Source organism: Weissella tructae, from assembly GCF_000732905.1.
In the GTDB taxonomy this organism is placed as follows: Bacteria; Bacillota; Bacilli; order Lactobacillales; family Lactobacillaceae; genus Weissella; species Weissella tructae.
The window spans coordinates 699,841-720,284 of the sequence record NZ_CP007588.1 but is presented as its reverse complement, the minus strand read 5'-3'; the positions used below and the strand labels follow the sequence as shown (position 1 = coordinate 720,284).

Genomic DNA, 20,444 nt, shown 5'->3' with positions numbered 1-20,444 from the left:
ATCAATTGAGGTTTTATTGATTTAAAAGGAAAATTATCAGTGGTCTAGATTGCATTTGTGGTAGAAAAGACTAGCAATTTATTTAGATATGATACAATAGATAAGATTTACAACATTTGGAATTATAGAAAGGTCGTGTGTATCGTGTTTAAAATTAACCGCAATATGTGGGCGGGAATTATTCTAACGTTCACTGTCGCGATTGTGGCAGAACAATTAGGGCGGTTCTTGCCAATGCTTGGAAGTGAAACAATGGCCATGTTTTTGGGTTTGATTGTTGGAAACTTGGTTCTAACGGGTGAACGTTGGAACTCTGGGGTTAAATGGTCAGAAAAGTACCCAATTGAAGTTGGAATTGCTGTCTTGGGGTTCTCATTAACATTCAAGACAATTTTCTCACTTGGTTGGCAAGGAATTATCTTCACACTACTACTAATGTGGGCAACGATTAAGTTTGTCATGTGGTTGGGTGTGAAAGTATTCAACGTTGATATTCGTACAGCAGCGATGATGGCCGGTGGTAATGCTGTCTGTGGATCAAGTGCGATTGCATCAATTGCACCAGCGATTAAGGCGCATGACGATGATCGTCGTACTGCCGTAGCCGTGGTATCTATTTCAGGAACTATCTTGTTGCTAGTTTTGCCAATGATTGCGCCAATGTTCTTAGGAGACAATGATGTCTTGATGGGAGCCTTGGTCGGGGGAACCGTTCAATCTGTTGGTCAAGTGGTTGGAACAGCTAGTCTGATCAACCCAGAAGTTGTTACATACGCAACACTATTCAAGATGCTACGTGTTATCTTGTTGTCAGTTGTTGTGATTTACATGGCCCGTGCTGTTAATAAGAACAGTGCAGAAGGGGAATCAGTGGCAACACAATCAAAGATTGGTGTGCCTTGGTTCGTTATTGTGTTCTTTATCGGTGTTATGATTAACACATTCCTACACTTACCAGAAAACGCCATTCATGTAAGTAAGAGCATCACTGGATTCTTCGGTGTTGTGAACTTGGCCGGAATTGGTTTGAATTTGAAGTGGTTGACAATCAAGAAGGCCGGAACAAAGTTCCTAGGATATGGTCTATTGACAATCATCTTCCAAATCGCAATGGCTTTGGCATTAATTTACTTGATTTACTAATCTTTCTATCAAAAGTGAATGTCATAGCAAAAACGAGCAAGCATCTTATTCAGATGTTTGCTCGTTTTTTAGTTGATTTGGGTTGAAGGCAGCGAAGACAAGCATTAAGAAGACTTGTAAGGCTGTAAAGATAAAAATGAAAACGACCGCATGAGAGGTGAATGCTTCGTGCATTTGTACTAAGACGGTTTGGAAATCAAGCAAGAGATCCCAGCTATTGAGGCGTAAATAACGACCAATGTAAATCGCGTATGAAGATAGGGTTGATAATCCGGTGAACACAAGCAATTTCGTTAGCTGAGATGAATGATTAAAAAATGTGTTCAGAATTAAACGTGCAGACGCAAGTCCCATGGAAACGCCCAAGAAAATACCGGTCGCTAGTAAACTATAATTCAAAATTTGGGTTGTTGTGAATAAATCAGTACCAATTGCAGATAAATGTGCAAAATCTGTAATCATATAAATTGTATTCGGGTAAAAAATGAGCCAGATAAATAGTATAGGTAAGCTTAACCATTTATATTTTGGGTTTAATGCATATATGACTAATGATAAATCAAAGGGAATTAGGGCTAAGAAGACATTCCATGCAAGAAATGTGAAGTGAGTGGGGAGTAGAAGAATGGTCATCACAAAAAATGCAACTAATGCATGAATGGTGAGTATGTACTTTTTCATAAGAAACCTCAGTATTTAGGATTGATGTGACTTAATATAACAAGAACACGTTAAACGACAGTTAAAATCACAGAATAAATTAGAAAACTGTTGCATATACGTCCTGAAAATGATAATCTTCTAATTATCATAACCGAAAGCAGAGGTAGAGCCTATGTATTATCACGCACAACAATTGAATCGTCGTTTCTCTACCACCTCTACCAGTTCTTAATTGGGTGAGGATTTTTGCGTAGGTAAACGTAATTTGTAAATCACAAAGCCCAACACTCGACAACTATACGGAGTGATGGGCTTTTTTTCATATTTTTTAGGGGGTATATGCATGGCAGGTAAACATTTGCAGCGATCAATGGGTCTAACTACGGGGATTTCAATTGTTGTTGGAACAATTATTGGATCAGGAATCTTTTTTAAACAGGCACAAGTCCTAAGTATCACAGGATCAACAACTGGCGCACTCTTGGCATGGTTGTTTGGTGGATTAATTACATTAATGGCAGGACTAACGATTTCTGAACTAGGGTCACGTATTCCATCAACTGGTGGGTTGTACGTCTATATTCATAAGGTGTTTGGACCAGCAGCTGGATTTTTGAGTGGTTGGGGACAATCATTCTTGTATGGACCAGCAATTGTTGCCTCATTATCAGCATACTTTGCAATCTTGATTACGAATTTCTTCTACTTACCAAGTGAATGGGCTAAGTGGATCGGATTGTTATCTATTATCTTTATCACAGGAATTAACTTGTTAGATAATCGTGTCCCAGCAGCCTTTGCTGTGGCGACAACATCAATCAAGTTATTGCCTATCATTGCGATTATTGTCTTCGGACTTTTCTTTGGAAATGTTAATGCTTTAGGGCAAACACTAGACACAATTGTTGCGACACCAGGTGGTGGATTTGGAATGGCGATTCTAGCCACATTGTATGCCTATGATGGTTGGGCAACGTTAACAAGTTTGGGTGGAGAACTAAAGGACCCAATCAAGAACATTCCACGTTCAATCATTTACGGACTTATCATTGTTATTGTGGCATACGTTGGAATTACATACGGTGTAATGCAAAGTATGCCAGCGAATGAAATTATTGCCTTAGGGGACAACGCAACATTTGGTGTTGTCACAACGGCGTTTGGTGATTTAGGTGGACGTCTACTATCATTGGCCATTTTGATTTCTATTGCGGGAACATTAAATGGTAAGATGATGGCTTTACCACGTTCTATCTATGCAATGGCAGAAGATGGTATGATGCCAAAGTTTATGATGTACATCAATCGTGCACAAGAACCAGCTGGTGCAATCCTAACATTAGCTACTTTGGGAGCTGCATTGCAATTCTCAGCATCAGCTGATTGGCTATCAAATGCATGTATGTTTATTATCTGGATGTTCTACCTAATGGCCTTTTATGGCTTAATTCGTTTACGTCGTGCGGATAAGGCGGCGGGGATTGCTCGTCGTGAAAACATCTTCCTAGTACCGTTGTATCCAGTGATTCCAATTTTAGCAGGATTGGGAGCAACTTATGTTTTGTTCAGTACACTAATCAACGATCCAATTTCTGCATTAGTGTCAATTGGGTTGGTACTTGCTGGATTACCTATTTATTTCTATTACACAAAAATGGCAAATAAATAATTAAATATTTACTATCCCTTTCAAATGATTTAAAATTGTATATGTAACAGATAGTGTATATACAAAAGGGAGAATTATTATGGCATTTGATTTTAACGGAATGAAGGACCAAATCACAGATACAGCGAAGAACGTTGCAAACGACGTGATGACTGACAAGAAGGCCGACTTGGAAAACATGGCTGGGGACTTGATGAACAAGGCGAAGGACACAGCAACTAACGTTGCAAACGACGTCACATCAAAGTTTAAGTAATCAAAAGATAGTTCGTCTTATCAATCAAGGTAAGACGAACTATTTTTTTATATATTAAGAAAGCGTTTTCTGTGTAATTGTTATATTATTCACTTTATCTGATATAATTAAATGTATAAATGAAAAGAGGTGTAGTTATGGCAGAGCAAAGCACATTGATCTTAGTTAAGCCTGATGGGGTGAGCCAAGGGCATATTGGGGAAATTATTTCGCGTTTGGAACATAAGGGATACCGTATTGACCAACTAAAGGTTACTAAGGCAACTGACGATATCTTGAAGCAACATTATCATGACAAGGTTGATAAGCCTTACTTTGGTGAAATTACACAATATATGCAAGAAGGGCCAATCGTGGCGATTGTGGCTAGTGGAACCAATGTGATTCCAGTATTTCGTAAGATGGCTGGAAATACAAATCCAGACGAAGCTGCATTTGGAACAATCCGAGGAGACTTCGGGCGTGATTGGCCTGACGGTATCTTACGTAATGTCGTGCATAGTTCAGATAGTCCTGAAACGGCAGCACGTGAAATTGGCATTTGGTTCCATTAATAATTAGAAGCCTTCGGGCTTTTTTTTATGGTCAATGAAAGTCTACTCAGGTAATATTGTTCTATCATTACGATTAGGAGTATTGGGTATATGGAAATTAAGTTAGTAACAGATCAGATGTTTGATGACATCGACACGCTTGTGCGAGATGCTTTTACGAAATCATCACACGGCTACGAAGGTGAGGCTGAATTAACAGTCGCGTTGCGTCAAAGTGAAACACCCACAATTGAATTAGCTGCCGTTGATGGCGATGTTGTCTTGGGTCATGCTTTATTAAGTGAAGCAACGATTGGTAAGACTAAGGGACTTGTATTAGCACCATTAAGTGTACACACAGCCCACCAAAATGAAGGAATTGGATCAACGTTAATGGATGCGCTAGATGAAATTGCTGTAGATAACGACTATGCATTCATCAGCATCTTGGGGGATGCCTACTACACGCAATTTGGCTATGTACCAGCTGCGGATATGAAGGTTGTGCCACCAATGGATATTCCAAGTGAATATTTCCATCTGAAAGCATTTGGCCCAGTGGACGCTGGGACCTTAGTATACGCGCCAGAATTTGGTATTTAGGCGAATGAGCTGTGCTATAATAGATAGCATTAATGAATAATAAGATCTCGTAAGGTAGGGAAACGAAAGAAATGAAGAAGAAACGCAGTTTAACACCGATTTTGTTGCTAGTATTGCTAGTACTATTAATCACAGGAAACATTGGTTTCCTACAAGGACCTTTGACAAACTTTATGCAATGGGCAGAACACACGATTGGTGGGCCTAATGCTGTTGGTTGGTCAATTGTGATGTTGACTGTCGTTGTGCGTCTATTCTTGATGCCAATGATGATTCAACAACAACATGCAGCTACTGTGCAACAAGAAAAGATGCGCTTGCTACAACCGCAACTAACGAAGGTGCAAGAAGCGCAAAAGAACGCAACAACGCAAGAAGAAAAGATGCAAGCATCTCAAGCGATGATGGCTGTTTACCAAAAGAACGGTGTATCAATGTTTGGTGGGATGAACTTCACAACATTGATTATTCAATGGCCAATCTTTATTGGATTGTATGATGCGATTCGTACATCAAAGGAATTGGCACACGCCTCATTCTTTGGGATTTCTTTGTCAGAACAAAGCCCATTGCTAGCGATTGCGACTGGTGTGATTTATATGATCCAAGCATACCTATCAATGATCGGTATTCCAGAAGAACAAAAGAAGACAATGCGTACAATGATGTACATTATGCCTGTTATGATGTTCTTTATGACTTGGGTAACTAACGCCGGTATTGCCTTGTACTTCTTGGTGGGGGCATTGGTTATGATTGTGCAAACAATTATTATTGTTGTTTGGCGTCCACGTATCCGTGCGACTGTCGCAAACTCATTTGTTGTCAATGATGTTGTCGACGATGCATTGGCTGGACGTATTGAAATGGAAGAAACAGGGGCATTCGCCAGTGCAATGAAGAAGGCGCAAGAACAACAAGCGACTCAAGCACAAGAAGGACCTAAAGACATTACAAACGAAGCAACTGAAAAAGATATGCGTCAAGCAAATCGTGAACGTAACCAAAAGAATCAAGACCTAAGCTAATTAGGAAAGACCTTCTCCGGAAGGTCTTTTTTCTTACTTAAAATAAGTAAAACTGTTGTCAAACTCGTTATAAAAAGATTATAATAGTTAAAAATAGTAATGGAGGATAGATGTATGAATTTTTATGAACCAACAGCGCACACAAATGAAGAATTAGAAACAGCCATTAATGGTGATGGAAAGACCCTTATGTTCTTGCAAGCCGCATGGTGTGGTGACTGTAAAGTGATTAAGCCATTTGTCCAAAAGTTCCGTGATCAAGTTGAAGCACAAAACGTGAATTGGATTGACGCTGACCGTGATGAAAACATGGATGTAGCAGTTGCGCAAAACTTGCGTGGTATTCCAGCATTTGTGATCTTTGAAAATGGACAACAAGTTGACCATTTGGGTAATGGAGAACGTTTGTCACCATTAGATATTGAAGCTTGGCTAACTGAAAAGCTAGGATAAGATATTTTTACAACAATGATAAGTAAAAGACGACCAACATGTGGACATGTTGGTCGTCTTTTTGTTTTGTCATTATCTGCTATCTACCAAGAATGTCGTGATTAACGACGAGGTGGTAGTAATAATTGACGTTGTTCTGCATAGTTCTTTAATTCAACATCTAATACGAAATCAACTTTCGCTAAGTCAGCATAGTTTTGGGCACCGACAAGCGCGTATAACTTGGCTAGGTGTGTTTGCCAAAGCTTAATTTCGGTAATTAATGTTTCAACGTCATTGTTCATTAAGATGTGTAAGAAGTGACCTGCTACACCAGCAGTACGGGCACCTAATACTTGCGCTTTCAACACATCAAGTGGTGTTTGGATCCCACCTGTGGCAAATGTTGTTAGGGTAGTAGGTACATTTTGCGCTTCCAACAATGATTCGGCCGTTGTTTGCCCCCAATCAGCTAAGTAAGCATGTTCGTTTGGATTGACACGGTTACGACGATCTTCGATTTGCGCGAAGTTAGTACCACCACGACCACCTAATGATACGTAGTTAATATCCATCTTAGCTAATTCAGCTAATGTCGTTTGATCAAAACCAAAACCAACCTCTTTAACGATAACAGGAACGTTTAGATTTGCACGAATATCAGCCAAATCATCAAGCCATTTAAATTGACGATCACCTTCAGGCATAATCAATTCTTGTGCGACGTTGACATGATATTCAAGGGCATTAGCATCTAAGATTTCAACGGCTTTTTTAGCTGCATCTAACGTATTCCCAGCACCAATATTGGCCATCATGAATCCATTAGGATTGATGTCCCGCAATGCTTCAAACCCGGCTTGCTTACTAGGGTCTTTAATGGCGATACTTTCAGAACCAACAGCCATGGCCAGACCAGTTTCTGCCGCAGCATGTGCCAATTGTGCGTTAATATCGTTGGTACGAGGTGTACCACCAGTCATCGCTTCAATGTAAAAGGGCATATCCCAGTTGAAGTGGGCATCATGCCAACTTAAATCAACCGCATCCACCGTTGTTTCAGGTAAAGGACGGTGGATTAAACGAATACCATTTAATGATGAGACAGGGGCCTTTTGGCGATAAAGTGCTTCGGCCAAAGCTAAATGTTCATCTTTACGATGTGTGTGTTGTGAATCCATTAATCATGACCTCTTTCTGGTGCAATGTTAAGTTCAAGGGGTGTAATATCATGTTTTTGCCAAGCGCATCGAATTTTTTCAGCTTTCTCAGAATCTTTCACAATTGCGATTCCATTATCACCACCACCGGCACCAGATATTTTAGCTGCCGCACCAAATTTATGCGCAATAACTAATAACATATGTAGACGGTCAGTCAAATAATTAAGATGCATAAATGAGGCGTAACGTTTTAGCGCTTCTTGGTTCAATTGTAAGAGGGTGGCAACACGTAAATAATCGGCCGTTGTAATTGCTTTAGCGATTTTATCAACTAACGGGGTTGATTTAGAGGCTAATTTTTCACGATAGATACGTGCGAATTCTTGATTCACTGCCAGCATATCTTGTGTATTGGCCGGTTGACCAGTCCACCCAACTAATAATTGCCAGTTTTCTGGGAATTGAAGCGGTGTAATAGCCATTTCAGGCCAATCCACGTCCAATAGGGATAAGAGGCTGTTGGTCATAAGCTGTTCTTTTAGCCAGGCACCGTCAAATTTACGATAATGAATGGTACCACCGTAAACAGCCGCTGCAATATCGCCCATTGATCCACTGTTGAAAGGTGGGGTTGTAGCTGTAACCAGGACACCTAGCTTGAACAAACGATCGTTAGGCATATCAATATCAGCTGCGGCTAAAAAGGCGCGTACGAGCGCGACAACAAGCGCTGCCGAAGACCCTAAACCTAGCTTTTGATTATTTTGCGTTAAATCACTGGTAATTTCAACACGATAACCAGTAAACGGGATATCGTGTTGTGTATAGATGTCCTGCATGATTTGACATGTACGTAGGCACAGTGCCCATTCTGTTGACAAATCAACATCGCTTAAGTCATCAACGGCACAAGCGTAATCTGCATACAGACCATTGCTTAGCGCCACAATCTCATCAGTTGTCGGTGTTAATGTGACGGTGACATAACGGTCGACCGCAAAGAGAATACTCGTTTGACCAGTGTTTGTAATTGCATATTCACCGGCTAAAAATAATTTACCAGGTGCTTTTTCAATAATCATGAGATAGAGCTTCCTTTTTCAATCTGGATACCTGGTCCAGGTGTGGCTACTTGAGTAGTGACATCAGGTTGCCAAGCGTGTAAGGCGGCAAGAATACGATCAGTATCTTTAGGGTCAGAAATTAACTTCACATTCGGACCGGCATCCATCGTCGCATAGACAGGGATTCCTTCACGACGTAGATTTTGGACAATTGATAAAACAGACCAGGATTTGTCTGTTAAGTAGTTGAAGGGTGGTTGCGCGGTTGCGTTTGTTGCGTGCATTTCAAGCGCATTTGCTTCCGCAATATCACCAATGGTTTCTAAGTCATGATTTGCTAAGGCATCAATCATGGCTGTTGTTTGTGCGTTTGTACGATCAACCCATTGTTGATAGAAAGGGGAAGTTGCTTGTGCATGTTGCATCCCCGAACGTGAATCAATGGCTTTAGGTTGATCATTCAAAATAACAGTAACTAATTGAATTGGCCAATCAATCTTTTCTTGGATTGGTTCCGCAACTGACGTTAAATCATCAGTCCCGCGTTCCCATTTAACAAAACCACCAAAGACAGAACGTGATGCAGAACCTGATCCACGACGGGCAAGACGTGAAATATCCGCCAAACTTGGTTCTAACCCAGCCGCATAGCTTGCAGCACCGGCTAAGGCAGCGAATGCAGAAGCCGAAGAGGCTAGACCAGCGGCTGTCGGAACATGATTGGTTGAGGAAACACGGGCAAATGATGTAATGCCAGCTTGTTCACGGACAATATCCAAGACACGAATAACCTTCGCCGCTAATTTATCAGTTAATTGTTCTTCATTCAAAAAAACAATATCACTTGTTAATGTTTCATCAAATATCACGGTTGTATCTGTGTAGAATTCATCTAAGGTCAATGACACAGATGTGGTTGTGGGGACCATGTAAGTTGTATCGGCTTTACCCCAATACTTTAATAATGCAATGTTTGTATGGGCACGAGCAGTATAAGTTTCCATTGGGGGATGTCTCCTAACCTTGGGGATATGATTGGACCCAAATTTCACGGGCACCAGCAGTTTCTAATGCTGTGATGACCGCAGCTGTTGTTTCAGGGGTATCAGTTAAGGCCAACATAGCGCCACCGACACCACCACCAGTTAATTTGGCACCTAAAGCACCAGCACTGCGTGACGCCATCACTAACTTATCAAGTTCAGGATGAGAAACACCTAAGGCACTTAAATGTGTTTGGGCATCATTCATAGCAGAACCTAATTGTTGGATATCATTGTTTGCTAAGGCATCACGTGAAATAGCAGAAATGTGTCCCAATTGTTCAATACGTTCTTGCGCATTATCTTCGCCAAGCATCAAGTGTTGACGAACAACGGATACCGCTAGGCCAGTTTGGCCATGAATACCTGTATCCGCAATGATTAATGTCGCAGATAGATCCATCGGCATTGTCGTTGGTTCTTGTCCTTTAATGAACCAAATCGGTACATCATGCGCAACTGTTGCGGCATCAATACCAGATGAAGAACCATGTGTAATTGATTCCTCAATACTTGCCCACTTTTGTAATTCTGCATTTGAAAGGGGAGCTTCAAAGTAATTAAAGAAAGCACGCGTGATGGCTACTGCCGTTGCTGCAGATGATCCCATCCCACGTTCTTCCGGAATAGTTGATGTAATTTTTAATTTAAAGGCTAAATCAGGCGCAGAAAAAGAATGTAGGAGGCGGACAATTAATTGTCGAACACCCTCATACATTTCAGCCATTTCAGTTAATGGACCTTGATATCCAGGCGCTAGGACGATTTGTCCATGATTACGCTCGCTAATACTTACGGTTAAAGACATGTCTGGTAGAGGCAGGGCAATTGCAGGTTGGTTGTAAACCACTGCATGTTCACCTGTCAAAATGACCTTGGCATGACTTGTTCCAGTCGCACTTTTTTTCATTGGTAAATAACCACCAATCTTTCATTTATGTAAAATATTGCCAAATAACATGATACCAAACTTACCTTAAAGGTTCTATATACTTTTCTAATCCTTATAACAATAAAACCGCAGTGTATAGCCATTTATACATTGCGGTTTTTTCTATCTGTTGAGATGGATTGCTGTTTTTGCGTCCTAAATGACACTCTATGCGTTTGTTTCATGTGATTATTTAATCTATTCGGAATTAACTGTCTAAACTTTAGGAGGGAGTATACGGCTTTGTATTCAGAAGTAGATAAGCGTGAAACAATATACAACGTTTGCTCGAGAAAAAATTACCTAGATTAGAGAATATGGCGCGGATATCTATCGGTTCACCGCCAATATCAGATATGCCTGTATCCTCGGAAAAGTGGAAATGCTAACGTTGAGAAATACACTAATTATGTATGGGCAAAAGATATGTTGGCAAAGGTTTGCAACGCATGTGAGTACATGCCAGAGCCGTATCGTACAATGTTGAAATTGCGATACTTTCAGAAATTAACCTGGGTTGAAATTGAAGAGATTAAATATCACACCGATCGCCGTGGACAACAATTAATCGAACAAGCATTTTTATATTTCGCAGATGCGTTCAGTGACGTTGATGATTTGAGAGTTTACGAGTAGTATGAATTTTAAAATTAATATATAAAAAATACGAGGACGAATAATTGATGAATAGCAAAACATTTTGGTGGGACTTTTTAAAGAATTTAGACTGGGGTAATGTGGGAGATTGGGCTGGTGTTGCGATAGCTGGTATTGCAGCTTATGTGACATATCGCTCTATTACTGCTGCTATCGAATTATCTAAGAAGCCAAAAAATCCAGCATTACTTAATATACATGCTCAAGTTGATGTAAGGAGATATTATGACGGAACAATTAAAACAATACAGTACATGTGTCTAAATTTATTTATCGAAAATAGAGGTGAACAGACTGCACTGGTCAAACTTTTTAGTTTTGTTGTGAAAAATCAGGGCTCAAATGAGGGGAACTTAGGCCTTCCTTCATCTTATGATGTTACTCCTGAAATAAAAGGTGGCGATGTTAAATTAATTCCGCTTGTTTTAAAACGGGAGGCCTCTTATTCGGCGACAGATCCTGTGATAAGTTACCCATTTTTAAACGATTTATATGACGAAATCGAGGAATGTGTACTTCAACACGAGAATTTGCAAAATAGTGAATTGGATTCAGAATTAGAAAAGATATTGAACGAGAAGTGTTATGTATGATATACATATGTTCCCAAAGAATTATATGAGAATTCAACAATTTTCTGTTTCAACCAAAATTTTTAATTTTTAGTGATATGTTGTAATGATAAAAATAACCGTGAGTTACCGACTAAATAAAGTTGATAATTCACGGTTTTATTTTTCTAAAAGTGTTGACTATAACCCAAAAAGGTTATATAGTATATTTATAGGGTTGAGGTAACGAAGTCCTAAATAAACGAAAGGAAAAAGATATGGACACACGAGTTAAGCGTTTGAAACGCAAACAAAAAAAGCCATTCACAAGAAGTGAAAAAATTGGAATTACTGGAATTGCAGTGACGGTAATTCAAACTTTGATAGCACTCTTGAAATAGCTTTAATGGTAGGGGTCAGAGATGACCTCTATTCGTGTACCATATTAAACTAAATTATGCGTAAATTCAATCGAGAAGAAAAAATATGGACAACGTTTGTTATTTTACAAATCATTTTGTTGGTGATTACTTTACTTAAATAGGAGAGTTAGTTATGGAGTTGAGAGACAAAGTTAAGTGGGTGATTGATAGTGATATTACTACCTATCAATTTGCGAAAGATACAGGTTTAACAAATACAGTATTATCAAAGTTACGCCGTGGAGAAAAAGAAGTAGGGCGATTGTCCTTAGATGTGGCTGAGAAAATAGGTGGATTGTATGATTCTCGGAATTAGTTTTTGGTGTGAAGCTTTACCTAATTGGTTAGCAGCGATAGGTACAGTAGGAGCAGTTCTTTTTGCAGTTCGCTATAGTAGAGGGAAAGCAAAACTTGAAATTAATGCAGTATATACGTACATCGATGAGTTTACGCATGCTTCAGAAGATGGAACATTTGTGAAAAGTGGGGAGTCTTTTAAAAAAGGCGATAGATTAGATTGGGATGGATGGAATATTTCATTATCCGTATTCGTATCTAACAGCGGTGAATCTTCTGCACTAGTTGATCGGTGGGGCGTAGTAGTCAATGGACAGGAACATATTATAGAAAGTATTCCTAAGCTTGTTAAAGGGCATGATGTGCTAGAGTTAACTGTATCAAGTGATACAGAAAAGCATTTGCTGGATAAAGACTATTATGGTGATGTGTTGGCGAATATACGTGATTCTAAAGATGTGCATGTCTTTGTTAAATTTCATAATTATAAAAATCTGCAACAAAAAATCACAGAAAAAAATAAAGTATTTGAAGAACATTAAAGAACACTCGATTCGGTTCGGGTGCTTTTTTTATTTCGCATTCGTTTCGTATGTATTACGCCTGCTCTTCACGGTAATCGGGTTATTATGATATTGTTCGATAATTAGGTGATGATATAATAATGTCTATCAACTGAAGGAGGGTAGACATTATGGAAAAGGTACAGTTAGTAGAGGGACGTGGCAAAACAGCAGATGAGAAGTATAACTACTATTACAACGAGAAAGAGGACCTGATTGTAATGAAGGATATTGGCGGAGGTGAACCTCGCCTAATAGGCAGCACAACATATGGAACGGAATTTATTCGTCCGGATAATGAAGAAACAGTACAAGTTATTATGTAATTAAGAAAGAGTAGCGATTAATTTCGTTGCTCTTTTTTTGTGTCAAAAGAAAGGAGTAGCTATGCCTAGACGTGATGACATTGATAGGTTGTATCATACGAAAAGCTGGGAAAGAATTAGACGAATGGCTTTAGAAAGAGACAAAGGTTTGTGCCAAGTGTGTTTATCTAGGTCTGTTTATAAACAAGGAGATACAGTACACCATAAACAGCATGCTCGTGATGATGTAAGTTTATTTTATGAGCTGGATAACCTTGAAACGATTTGCAGAGAGCACCACAATAAGGCGCATCCAGAAAAAATGGGAAGCAAAAAGAAAGTTGAACGCGATGATGTCGTGAAATTTTAGTCCCCCTATAATTTTTTTGAGATTTGAAATCGCCTGCGTACCGGAGCCCCTCTTCTTTTTTAAAAAACCCGCTTTTGAGTTTTTTCGTTTTTTAGCAATGTGAAAGATTTAAAACGCTGATGTATAGCGGTTCTATTAATTTATGTATTTCAAAATAGACATGTTTTTTTCTATTTATTTCGACTATTAGGAAGGGGGATGTTATGGGACAAAAAGATTTACGGGCTAAGTTACAGATAGCCAATGGTAATCCTAATCATAGGGATACACAAAAGCTAAAAGAGCAAAGTGAACTAGAAGATAAAATTCGTGGGGATGGTACGAACATAGAAGTCTCTGAATGGTTGGAGCAAACACTTCACTGTCAAAAAATGAGTATATTTTTTTCGAAGGTTTCTCGACGGAGTAACACTGCATCGAGTCTATAGATTACGTTTTGTGAATAATGTATATTCTTAAAATCAGTAAAACGATAAAAACCGCAGTGTATAGTGATTTATACATTGCGGTTTTTTCTATATTTCATATATTAGTGGAATTGATTTGGAACGTCAAAATGGCAAATTAATCATTTTACCCAGGACTTCTGGACATCAGAGGACTGAGCTAATCATCCGTACGAACATCATGATCACGCATATAATATGGCGTTTTGATTATTCATTAACGATCAAAAACAGTGAACATACGAGGATCGGTTGCGATGTTTTCAGAAAGCTCTTTATGTTCGTTCAAATTATCGATTGATGATAAATCACCAGGATAATCCTGTAAGACTGCGAATGCATATTTAGCCACTTCTTTTTCTGTTAATTCAGTATCTTCAAATGCACGCTTTGAGAATACGGCAAAAACACTTCCGTTATGTACTGAATACCCCATCAAATGACCAGTATAAAGCCATTCATCTTCGATTAGATTTTCAGAGTCGGTAGTTACGTCTCTGTCGTCAAACCATTTATTTAAGTCTTCAACTTGTTGCTCTTGTTTTTGAAGTAAAGCAGTATCTGACTTGGCTGCTTCTTTACTGGTATCTTCTTTTTTATCGCTAGGCATAAAGAGATAAAAAACCAGTAGAAGAACAGCACCCCAAGCTAAAATGTTTTTCATATACCAAAACTCCCCTAAATTAGCTTTTAACGTGGCTCCTATCTGCACGTATATGTATTCCACCTACCTAATAGGGAAGATGGACTTTTTATTGCAATGAATCATGTTGGGTTCGAATCAACTGTACACTCTACCGTTAAGTGATGATTCTTTACGCGTGTCATAAATCCGAATGAAGGATATACGACGTGTTTTTATTTGATTTTAACTTTAGTTAAAATCAACATTTTTTCGTCTTCAGATGTACTAGGGACATATCCTAATGAAATTAGTGAACTAGCATAAGCACGGTTGTAATAAGCTCCAAGAGCTAGGTGAAATAGAAAACTTAGTACGCAGACATAAAAGAGAAGTACATTGGTTGTTTCTACGTAAGCCATAGGCATTGAATAACATAAGATTAATGCAATAGCGAAGACTACTTTGATGAAAAGATATTTGATAGCGTTTTGAAAATCTTTTCTCATAAACATGACAATACTTCCAAAGAAGAATGTAGTAGCCGAGAACCCAAGTGACACATTTTCTGTGATTTCTAATGATGGATGACGCAATACTACATTGCTTGAGACATCGCCATTAGATGACGACCCCATAGATGCAGCAAAAGCCATAATAGCAATCAATCCCAAAATGATGGCTAACAAAATTAAAATAGACATAACCCAATATAACTCCCTAAATTAGCTTTTAACGTGATTCCTTTCTGCACGTACGGTTAACCCTTAAATGTGATTCGATTCCGTGAAATACTATTCAATGGCTATTGCTCTAGTAATTATTTAATTTTTTCAGAGGCTAATTTATATGTGTCATCTGAAAGATCTAGGCTTCTTAAAGCGGCTTTCGTAAGTTTTCCGCCTAATTCAGCTATTGGAATAACATCATCTTCAGAAATTTCTTGTTTGTCTGTATTTTCAGCAACTAGGTCAGCTGCGTATATTGCATATTCACGGTCATCTTCGATAGGGCTAACAAGAACTAGCTTAATTAAATCAAAATATTGGTCGTGTAGAGAACCAGTAGACAGATCATAATTTTGCTGGCGTTTTGTTAAGTACTGTATTTCATCTAATTTGATTGCTTGATAATCAGATGCTCCAGCCCATTTATCGCCATGTGTGACGGAATATGCAGACAGTCCAATGACAATACCAACAATTAAACAAGATATAGGTATAATGATTTGTTTAGTTCTATTACTTAAGTACATACGTGTTTACGAACTCCCGATATAGCTTTTAACGTGTTTCCTACCTGCACGTATGTATGCCAATCTAAAAAATATCGAAAGGCTAGATTGGTTATTCATAGAAAGGAACATTCAGATAGGAAGTATTGCCTTACATTAGATACGCAACGATGACGTCATTTTGAAGGGCTGGGATTTTTAAATAATCTAATAGTGCTATCTACATAGACTATTGATCATGGTTAGCACGTAAAAAGGCTAGTAGCGCACGATTGTATCCCAACGGTATAATGTACTTTTCGCGACTTTTGCGCCTGATTTAGTTACTTCTTCAGAAATTTTTTCAATAGACATACCGCGCTTTGTTGCAACTGCTTGTATTTTTGCCAATATATTCATGAGACTTTGCTCTGTCGTAAAAGAAAAAATATACTTTTTTGAGTTTGGTCTATGTAAGTCGTGTGTATTAATAGTTGTCAGTTGTTCTTTAGAAACGAACAGACAAAAAACACGCCATAGTTATGCAATTGTCTCGACATAGTATGCGAAATGTGTTGGTTTATTGATGATTATAGTCTAGGAAAGTCTAGGTGTAAATGTATTCTTATAGTAAATTCGAAGAAAGTAGACGAGAAATATCTGAGTCAAATACATTTGGGTCACGCTCCGCATTTCGATAACGAATTGCGGAGTTAGGATTTGAGAAAATGACTAGGCCAAACGGTTGCAAGTCGTGGACAACAGCGCTACCATATAGGTAGATACTCAATGCTGAGTATTAGTAAGCAGTTTCGTATGCTATCAAATGAGGAGGAATTGAGACATGGGATGGATTTGGACATTAATTATCGGTGCTGTGATTGGTGCAGTTGGTGGTGCGATTACAAAGACGTCAATGGGTTGGGTAACGAATATCCTAGCTGGATTGGTAGGTTCATGGTTAGGTGAAACATTGCTTGGCTCATGGGGACCACAGTTAGCGGGGATGGCCCTAATTCCTTCAATCATTGGTGCTGTTATCGTGGTGGTATTTGTATCATGGTTAATGGGCCGCACAACAAATTAATAATTTAGAAATAGAAGAGCTGACGATTAGCTCTTCTTTTTTTGTCTAAAACCAATAATCAATCGAATAGTTATCCTAAAAACGCTGGGGTTTGATAGTTTATAAAGATACGTGTGCTAACATAAACGTATGGGTATGATAGTTATCATGCGAAACCCGTACGAATACTGGAGGTTATGTTGATGAATAATAACAATGGTGGTCCACTATGGACGCGTCCTTGGTTTTTGTTAGTTCTTTTAGTGACTTGGCTGTTCAAGCGTAAAAAGTAAATGACAACTTAGTTGATCATACTCATATGGGAGTGTTCGGTTGGTTCGATTCCAACATGATTAATCGTTCGTGTCACGTCAGTTCGGGCATTTATAGTGTCCATTTTATGAGGTGATGGGAGACAAATGGCGGATTCGTCATTATTTTAAATAAAATGACGCCTGAAAGCGCATGAGATAAAGGCTTTTAGAAGATCTGTGGTATAATAATCGTATTATTATTAAGAGATGAATAGGTGGCTAGATGTTAAAACAAAACATTTATGCAGTGGTCGATTTAGAAACGACGCAAACGTCAACTGAGACGGGGCGTATCATTCAAATCGCGATTGCATTTGTACAAAACAATAAAATCATTAACCAATATTCAACCTTGATTAATCCGGGGATGGCGATTCCACGTCACGTGGTGCAACTAACAGGGATTGATGCATCAATGGTCAAGTCTGCACCGAACTTTGAAGATGTTGCACACATGGTACATGCGATGTTGCAAGGGACCGTCTTTGTTGCACATAATGTGAATTTTGACTGGCCATTTTTAAATGCTGAATTTGAACGAGTAGGGTTAACGCCTCTAACAGGACAAGCGATTGACACAGTGACTTTGAGTCAGATGCTATATCCAACAGCGCCGGGATATCGTTTGATTGATATGGCGCAATATTTGGGGATTGAACACTTGAATCCGCATCAAGCTGACAGTGATGCAGCAACAACGGCAGAAGTGTTCATGTGTTTGGTGAAGCGTGCGCAAAGTTTGCCAATGATAACGCTACAAACGTTGGTAAAACTGCCATTGAGCTTACCACGAGACACAAGAATCATAATTGAACAAGCGCTCACTTATAATCAAAAGGCACCACAAGCGTTGGATAAGTCATTAGAAGTGTTGGATGGGTTGGCGATTCGTCGCTTCTCAGCACCAGCGCCCTTAGTACCGTCTGCGGATGTGAAATATCCGAAGAAACCAAGTGCTCTTGAAGCCGTATTAGGCGACACTTTTAGCTACCGTAAAGATCAAGCAAAATTGATGAATTTTGTTGAGCATCATTATGCGGACGCTGACTTCAGCGAGTCAAAGCCAGGTGAAGATGCTTTGGTGATTGAGGCACCCACAGGGTTAGGGAAAACACTGGGTTACTTATTGCCATATGCTTACTTGGCTAATCAAACAGGCCGTAAAGTTGTGGTGGCAGTACCAACTCTGGTACAGCAACAACAAGTTGCCGGTTTAGTTAATCAAAAGTTGAATCAAGTCTTACCATTTGAAACACGTGCCGTGAGTTTGAAGGGACGTATGCACTATGTAAATTTGCAGAGTTTCCGTCGTTCATTGAATGTGGATGAAGGGTCAACGGGACTACAATTTACAAAGGCACAAATCTTGGTTTGGTTAACAGAAACATTAACTGGAGATTTTGATGAATTAAATTTGTTGAATCCACCAGCGGATTTCCTACAAAAATTAGCCCAAGCAGCTAACAATCCAATGGGTTCTGCGTACTACGGTCATGAATTCTTTGAACGCCAATTAGTTGTGGCAAATGAAGCACAATTCTTGGTGATTAATCATGCTTATCTAACGACCTATGCGCAAGAATTAGGCCAACAAGATGAAACGCCATACCTGGTGATTGACGAGCCACAACATTTACCAGACGCGATTATTGATCAAAATAGGCGTCAACTTGATTTCACGAGTTGGCAATATGCGGTCAATCAAGCATTGGACTTAGTGGTACGTGATGAGGATAGTTTGCAAGAAATTTTGACGCGTATTCCGGCTGGAAATCGTGTGAAACATGAATTCATTTTGCAACTTAAGCAATTACAAACAGAGATTCCGCAACTAGAAACAAAGTTCTATCGTCGTTTCTTATTGAATCGTAAGCAAGTGAATGCGACGGAAGGACATTTGGAAGTACCTTTGAATGGTGCAGAGTTGGCTCTGTTCTTTATCGAACAAACGAGTCGTATGCAAAAAATTAAAGGGAATATCCAAGCGACAGAAGAAGCATTAGATAAGCTATTGACTGGCTTCAGTACCTTGAAGAATGTCTTCTCGGTTTCCGAACGTCAAGCATTAGCTGATTTCCGTCGTTGGTTACGTGTGATTAAACGTGATGATGTTTATCTAACGGATTTCCAACAAAATATCATTGATTACCCACAAGCCTCAGTCTTTTGGCTAACGTTGTCAAAGCGTGATGATATTAATTACTTGAAGTTAAGTGGTGGGTTATTGCATACAGTTGATTACTTCAAGGACAAGATTTATCCATACTTCATGCCACCAACAATGATTGGGGCAACGTTGTTCACATCAACTAAATCAAGTTATCTATATGAACGACTAGATTTGGATCGTGAATCAGCGGATGTGCATCAATTTGATGATGTATATGATTATGAACATCAATCACAAATGTTATTGGTTGACGATGCGATTAGTCCAACGGATAGTCGTTATCCAGTCTATGTTGCAAAGCAATTAGATCACATGTTAGGTGCAATGCAAGAAAACACACTCGTGTTGTTTAACTCGTTCGACATGATTGAACAAGTCTTCCATTACATGCAACAACATCAAATTGCGCAAAAACATGGGATGACTTTGTTAGCGCAGGGAATCACTGGAACCAAGGGGCGTATCTTAAAGCGTATGCAATCTGAGAATAAGATGATTGTGCTCGGAGCTAACAGTTTCTGGGAAGGAATTGATTTGCCTAATGAGCAAGTCCGTCTTGTTGTGATTACCCGTTTGCCGTTTGATGCACCTAATACAATTCCACAAAAGGCTGAAGAATCAATTTTGAAAGCCGCTGGAAAGCAACCATTTTACAGCAATGTCCTACCTAAGGCGGTCTTACGACTGCGTCAAGGTGTGGGGCGTTTGTTACGTACACCAGAAGATTATGGTGCCATCGTGATTTTGGATTCGCGTATTGTGCAGAAGACATACGGTAAGACATTACGTAAGATGTTGCCAAAGAAGATGCCGCAAGAAGTTATTAAGGGAAATCAGGTTGCTGATTATCTGCAAAAATTCTTCACAGAACATCGCTAACCCCTTTAAACTCAGGGCATTTTCTGATAAAGTATAACTTA

At 39.1% G+C, this 20,444-nt stretch carries 25 protein-coding genes; 16 read left to right on the top strand and 9 right to left on the bottom strand.

Features of this window, described 5'->3' with window-relative positions; genetic code table 11:
• Positions 1 to 165: 165 nt before the first annotated feature.
• On the top strand, positions 166 to 1,143 hold the full coding sequence (locus WS08_RS03500; protein ID WP_038528389.1) for a YeiH family protein: 978 nt from the start codon (positions 166 to 168) through the stop codon (positions 1,141 to 1,143).
• 45 nt (positions 1,144 to 1,188) lie between these two features.
• On the opposite strand, the gene WS08_RS03495 is transcribed toward WS08_RS03500, so the two are convergent.
• Positions 1,189 to 1,776 (bottom strand): DUF1361 domain-containing protein, encoded by a 588-nt coding sequence (locus WS08_RS03495; protein ID WP_241761923.1) that lies wholly within the window; start codon positions 1,774 to 1,776, stop codon positions 1,189 to 1,191.
• Between the two features lie 373 nt (positions 1,777 to 2,149).
• Between WS08_RS03495 and WS08_RS03490 the strand changes: the two genes are divergently transcribed.
• From WS08_RS03490 to WS08_RS03470, 6 genes are all read left to right on the top strand, one after another.
• Entirely contained in the window at positions 2,150 to 3,475 is a 1,326-nt protein-coding gene (locus WS08_RS03490; protein WP_009765266.1) for an APC family permease, read from the top strand.
• 79 nt (positions 3,476 to 3,554) lie between these two features.
• A complete protein-coding gene (locus tag WS08_RS06925) occupies positions 3,555 to 3,731 on the top strand; it encodes a hypothetical protein (RefSeq protein WP_157788569.1) in 177 nt (58 codons plus the stop codon).
• 137 nt (positions 3,732 to 3,868) lie between these two features.
• The gene (gene ndk, locus WS08_RS03485) at positions 3,869 to 4,285 is read left to right on the top strand and encodes a nucleoside-diphosphate kinase (protein WP_009765267.1); all 417 of its coding nucleotides are present in this window, start codon (positions 3,869 to 3,871) and stop codon (positions 4,283 to 4,285) included.
• Between the two features lie 90 nt (positions 4,286 to 4,375).
• Entirely contained in the window at positions 4,376 to 4,867 is a 492-nt protein-coding gene (locus WS08_RS03480) for a GNAT family N-acetyltransferase (protein WP_009765268.1), read from the top strand.
• A gap of 71 nt (positions 4,868 to 4,938) precedes the next feature.
• Positions 4,939 to 5,895 (top strand): membrane protein insertase YidC, encoded by a 957-nt coding sequence (yidC, locus tag WS08_RS03475; RefSeq protein WP_009765269.1) that lies wholly within the window; start codon positions 4,939 to 4,941, stop codon positions 5,893 to 5,895.
• A 114-nt stretch (positions 5,896 to 6,009) separates the two neighbouring features.
• Entirely contained in the window at positions 6,010 to 6,348 is a 339-nt protein-coding gene (locus tag WS08_RS03470; protein WP_009765270.1) for a thioredoxin family protein, read from the top strand.
• A gap of 101 nt (positions 6,349 to 6,449) precedes the next feature.
• Here the strand turns inward: WS08_RS03470 and fni are convergent, their stop codons facing one another.
• From fni to mvk, 4 genes are read right to left on the bottom strand one after another with little or no spacing between them, the layout of a single operon-like run.
• Positions 6,450 to 7,508 (bottom strand): type 2 isopentenyl-diphosphate Delta-isomerase, encoded by a 1,059-nt coding sequence (gene fni / locus WS08_RS03465; RefSeq protein ID WP_009765271.1) that lies wholly within the window; start codon positions 7,506 to 7,508, stop codon positions 6,450 to 6,452.
• Positions 7,508 to 8,572, bottom strand: coding sequence for a phosphomevalonate kinase (locus WS08_RS03460; RefSeq protein ID WP_009765272.1), 1,065 nt, complete (start codon positions 8,570 to 8,572; stop codon positions 7,508 to 7,510). Before WS08_RS03460 ends, fni begins: the two co-directional genes overlap by 1 nt.
• Complete coding sequence (gene mvaD, locus WS08_RS03455) at positions 8,569 to 9,558, bottom strand: diphosphomevalonate decarboxylase (RefSeq protein WP_009765273.1); 990 nt, start codon at positions 9,556 to 9,558, stop codon at positions 8,569 to 8,571. The genes WS08_RS03460 and mvaD overlap by 4 nt, the downstream gene beginning before the upstream one ends.
• Before the next feature lie 13 nt (positions 9,559 to 9,571).
• Positions 9,572 to 10,507: a mevalonate kinase gene (gene mvk, locus WS08_RS03450; protein WP_009765274.1), complete on the bottom strand. Its 936-nt coding sequence runs from the start codon at positions 10,505 to 10,507 to the stop codon at positions 9,572 to 9,574.
• 480 nt (positions 10,508 to 10,987) lie between these two features.
• Here mvk and WS08_RS06920 point away from each other — a divergent pair, with 480 nt between their 5' ends.
• The 7 genes from WS08_RS06920 to WS08_RS03415 all read left to right on the top strand — a co-directional run bounded on the left by WS08_RS06920 (position 10,988) and on the right by WS08_RS03415 (position 14,121).
• Positions 10,988 to 11,164, top strand: coding sequence for a hypothetical protein (locus tag WS08_RS06920; RefSeq protein WP_157788570.1), 177 nt, complete (start codon positions 10,988 to 10,990; stop codon positions 11,162 to 11,164).
• 47 nt (positions 11,165 to 11,211) lie between these two features.
• Positions 11,212 to 11,778, top strand: a complete 567-nt coding sequence (locus WS08_RS03440; RefSeq protein ID WP_009765276.1) for a hypothetical protein — start codon at positions 11,212 to 11,214, stop codon at positions 11,776 to 11,778.
• 513 nt (positions 11,779 to 12,291) lie between these two features.
• Positions 12,292 to 12,474 (top strand): helix-turn-helix domain-containing protein, encoded by a 183-nt coding sequence (locus WS08_RS03435; protein ID WP_009765277.1) that lies wholly within the window; start codon positions 12,292 to 12,294, stop codon positions 12,472 to 12,474.
• Positions 12,458 to 12,997 carry a hypothetical protein gene (locus tag WS08_RS03430; protein ID WP_009765278.1) on the top strand — a complete coding sequence of 180 codons (540 nt, stop codon included), beginning with the start codon at positions 12,458 to 12,460 and terminating at the stop codon, positions 12,995 to 12,997. The genes WS08_RS03435 and WS08_RS03430 overlap by 17 nt, the downstream gene beginning before the upstream one ends.
• Positions 12,998 to 13,149: 152 nt before the next feature.
• On the top strand, positions 13,150 to 13,344 hold the full coding sequence (locus tag WS08_RS03425) for a hypothetical protein (RefSeq protein WP_009765279.1): 195 nt from the start codon (positions 13,150 to 13,152) through the stop codon (positions 13,342 to 13,344).
• Positions 13,345 to 13,405: 61 nt separating this feature from the next.
• A complete protein-coding gene (locus WS08_RS03420; protein WP_009765280.1) occupies positions 13,406 to 13,693 on the top strand; it encodes an HNH endonuclease in 288 nt (95 codons plus the stop codon).
• Positions 13,694 to 13,896: 203 nt separating this feature from the next.
• Positions 13,897 to 14,121 carry a hypothetical protein gene (locus tag WS08_RS03415; protein ID WP_009765281.1) on the top strand — a complete coding sequence of 75 codons (225 nt, stop codon included), beginning with the start codon at positions 13,897 to 13,899 and terminating at the stop codon, positions 14,119 to 14,121.
• A gap of 235 nt (positions 14,122 to 14,356) precedes the next feature.
• On the opposite strand, the gene WS08_RS03410 is transcribed toward WS08_RS03415, so the two are convergent.
• The 4 genes from WS08_RS03410 to WS08_RS06915 form a co-directional block, all read right to left on the bottom strand.
• Complete coding sequence (locus WS08_RS03410) at positions 14,357 to 14,803, bottom strand: hypothetical protein (protein WP_009765282.1); 447 nt, start codon at positions 14,801 to 14,803, stop codon at positions 14,357 to 14,359.
• Positions 14,804 to 14,997: 194 nt separating this feature from the next.
• Entirely contained in the window at positions 14,998 to 15,465 is a 468-nt protein-coding gene (locus tag WS08_RS03405) for a hypothetical protein (protein WP_009765283.1), read from the bottom strand.
• A 116-nt stretch (positions 15,466 to 15,581) separates the two neighbouring features.
• Positions 15,582 to 16,016 (bottom strand): hypothetical protein, encoded by a 435-nt coding sequence (locus WS08_RS03400; protein ID WP_009765284.1) that lies wholly within the window; start codon positions 16,014 to 16,016, stop codon positions 15,582 to 15,584.
• Positions 16,017 to 16,253: 237 nt separating this feature from the next.
• Complete coding sequence (locus WS08_RS06915) at positions 16,254 to 16,394, bottom strand: hypothetical protein (RefSeq protein ID WP_157788571.1); 141 nt, start codon at positions 16,392 to 16,394, stop codon at positions 16,254 to 16,256.
• A gap of 424 nt (positions 16,395 to 16,818) precedes the next feature.
• Between WS08_RS06915 and WS08_RS03395 the strand changes: the two genes are divergently transcribed.
• Entirely contained in the window at positions 16,819 to 17,061 is a 243-nt protein-coding gene (locus WS08_RS03395) for a GlsB/YeaQ/YmgE family stress response membrane protein (protein ID WP_009765285.1), read from the top strand.
• Between the two features lie 516 nt (positions 17,062 to 17,577).
• Positions 17,578 to 20,403 (top strand): helicase C-terminal domain-containing protein, encoded by a 2,826-nt coding sequence (locus WS08_RS03390; protein ID WP_009765286.1) that lies wholly within the window; start codon positions 17,578 to 17,580, stop codon positions 20,401 to 20,403.
• Positions 20,404 to 20,444 lie beyond the last annotated feature (41 nt).

What these genes read in the sequence shown, in the direction of transcription:
- WS08_RS03470 (WP_009765270.1), top strand. Translation starts at nt 6,010, where the DNA reads ATGAATTTTTATGAACCAACAGCGCACACAAATGAAGAATTAGAAACA.
- WS08_RS03430 (WP_009765278.1), top strand. Translation starts at nt 12,458, where the DNA reads ATGATTCTCGGAATTAGTTTTTGGTGTGAAGCTTTACCTAATTGGTTA.
- WS08_RS03425 (WP_009765279.1), top strand. Translation starts at nt 13,150, where the DNA reads ATGGAAAAGGTACAGTTAGTAGAGGGACGTGGCAAAACAGCAGATGAG.
- ndk (WP_009765267.1), top strand. Translation starts at nt 3,869, where the DNA reads ATGGCAGAGCAAAGCACATTGATCTTAGTTAAGCCTGATGGGGTGAGC.
- WS08_RS06920 (WP_157788570.1), top strand. Translation starts at nt 10,988, where the DNA reads ATGCCAGAGCCGTATCGTACAATGTTGAAATTGCGATACTTTCAGAAA.
- WS08_RS03490 (WP_009765266.1), top strand. Translation starts at nt 2,150, where the DNA reads ATGGCAGGTAAACATTTGCAGCGATCAATGGGTCTAACTACGGGGATT.
- WS08_RS06925 (WP_157788569.1), top strand. Translation starts at nt 3,555, where the DNA reads ATGGCATTTGATTTTAACGGAATGAAGGACCAAATCACAGATACAGCG.
- WS08_RS03415 (WP_009765281.1), top strand. Translation starts at nt 13,897, where the DNA reads ATGGGACAAAAAGATTTACGGGCTAAGTTACAGATAGCCAATGGTAAT.
- WS08_RS03440 (WP_009765276.1), top strand. Translation starts at nt 11,212, where the DNA reads ATGAATAGCAAAACATTTTGGTGGGACTTTTTAAAGAATTTAGACTGG.
- yidC (WP_009765269.1), top strand. Translation starts at nt 4,939, where the DNA reads ATGAAGAAGAAACGCAGTTTAACACCGATTTTGTTGCTAGTATTGCTA.
- WS08_RS03500 (WP_038528389.1), top strand. Translation starts at nt 166, where the DNA reads ATGTGGGCGGGAATTATTCTAACGTTCACTGTCGCGATTGTGGCAGAA.
- WS08_RS03410 (WP_009765282.1), bottom strand. Translation starts at nt 14,803, where the DNA reads ATGAAAAACATTTTAGCTTGGGGTGCTGTTCTTCTACTGGTTTTTTAT.
- WS08_RS03460 (WP_009765272.1), bottom strand. Translation starts at nt 8,572, where the DNA reads ATGATTATTGAAAAAGCACCTGGTAAATTATTTTTAGCCGGTGAATAT.
- WS08_RS03390 (WP_009765286.1), top strand. Translation starts at nt 17,578, where the DNA reads ATGTTAAAACAAAACATTTATGCAGTGGTCGATTTAGAAACGACGCAA.
- WS08_RS06915 (WP_157788571.1), bottom strand. Translation starts at nt 16,394, where the DNA reads ATGAATATATTGGCAAAAATACAAGCAGTTGCAACAAAGCGCGGTATG.
- WS08_RS03405 (WP_009765283.1), bottom strand. Translation starts at nt 15,465, where the DNA reads ATGTCTATTTTAATTTTGTTAGCCATCATTTTGGGATTGATTGCTATT.
- WS08_RS03420 (WP_009765280.1), top strand. Translation starts at nt 13,406, where the DNA reads ATGCCTAGACGTGATGACATTGATAGGTTGTATCATACGAAAAGCTGG.
- WS08_RS03395 (WP_009765285.1), top strand. Translation starts at nt 16,819, where the DNA reads ATGGGATGGATTTGGACATTAATTATCGGTGCTGTGATTGGTGCAGTT.
- fni (WP_009765271.1), bottom strand. Translation starts at nt 7,508, where the DNA reads ATGGATTCACAACACACACATCGTAAAGATGAACATTTAGCTTTGGCC.
- WS08_RS03480 (WP_009765268.1), top strand. Translation starts at nt 4,376, where the DNA reads ATGGAAATTAAGTTAGTAACAGATCAGATGTTTGATGACATCGACACG.
- WS08_RS03495 (WP_241761923.1), bottom strand. Translation starts at nt 1,776, where the DNA reads ATGACCATTCTTCTACTCCCCACTCACTTCACATTTCTTGCATGGAAT.
- WS08_RS03435 (WP_009765277.1), top strand. Translation starts at nt 12,292, where the DNA reads ATGGAGTTGAGAGACAAAGTTAAGTGGGTGATTGATAGTGATATTACT.
- mvaD (WP_009765273.1), bottom strand. Translation starts at nt 9,558, where the DNA reads ATGGAAACTTATACTGCTCGTGCCCATACAAACATTGCATTATTAAAG.
- mvk (WP_009765274.1), bottom strand. Translation starts at nt 10,507, where the DNA reads ATGAAAAAAAGTGCGACTGGAACAAGTCATGCCAAGGTCATTTTGACA.
- WS08_RS03400 (WP_009765284.1), bottom strand. Translation starts at nt 16,016, where the DNA reads ATGTACTTAAGTAATAGAACTAAACAAATCATTATACCTATATCTTGT.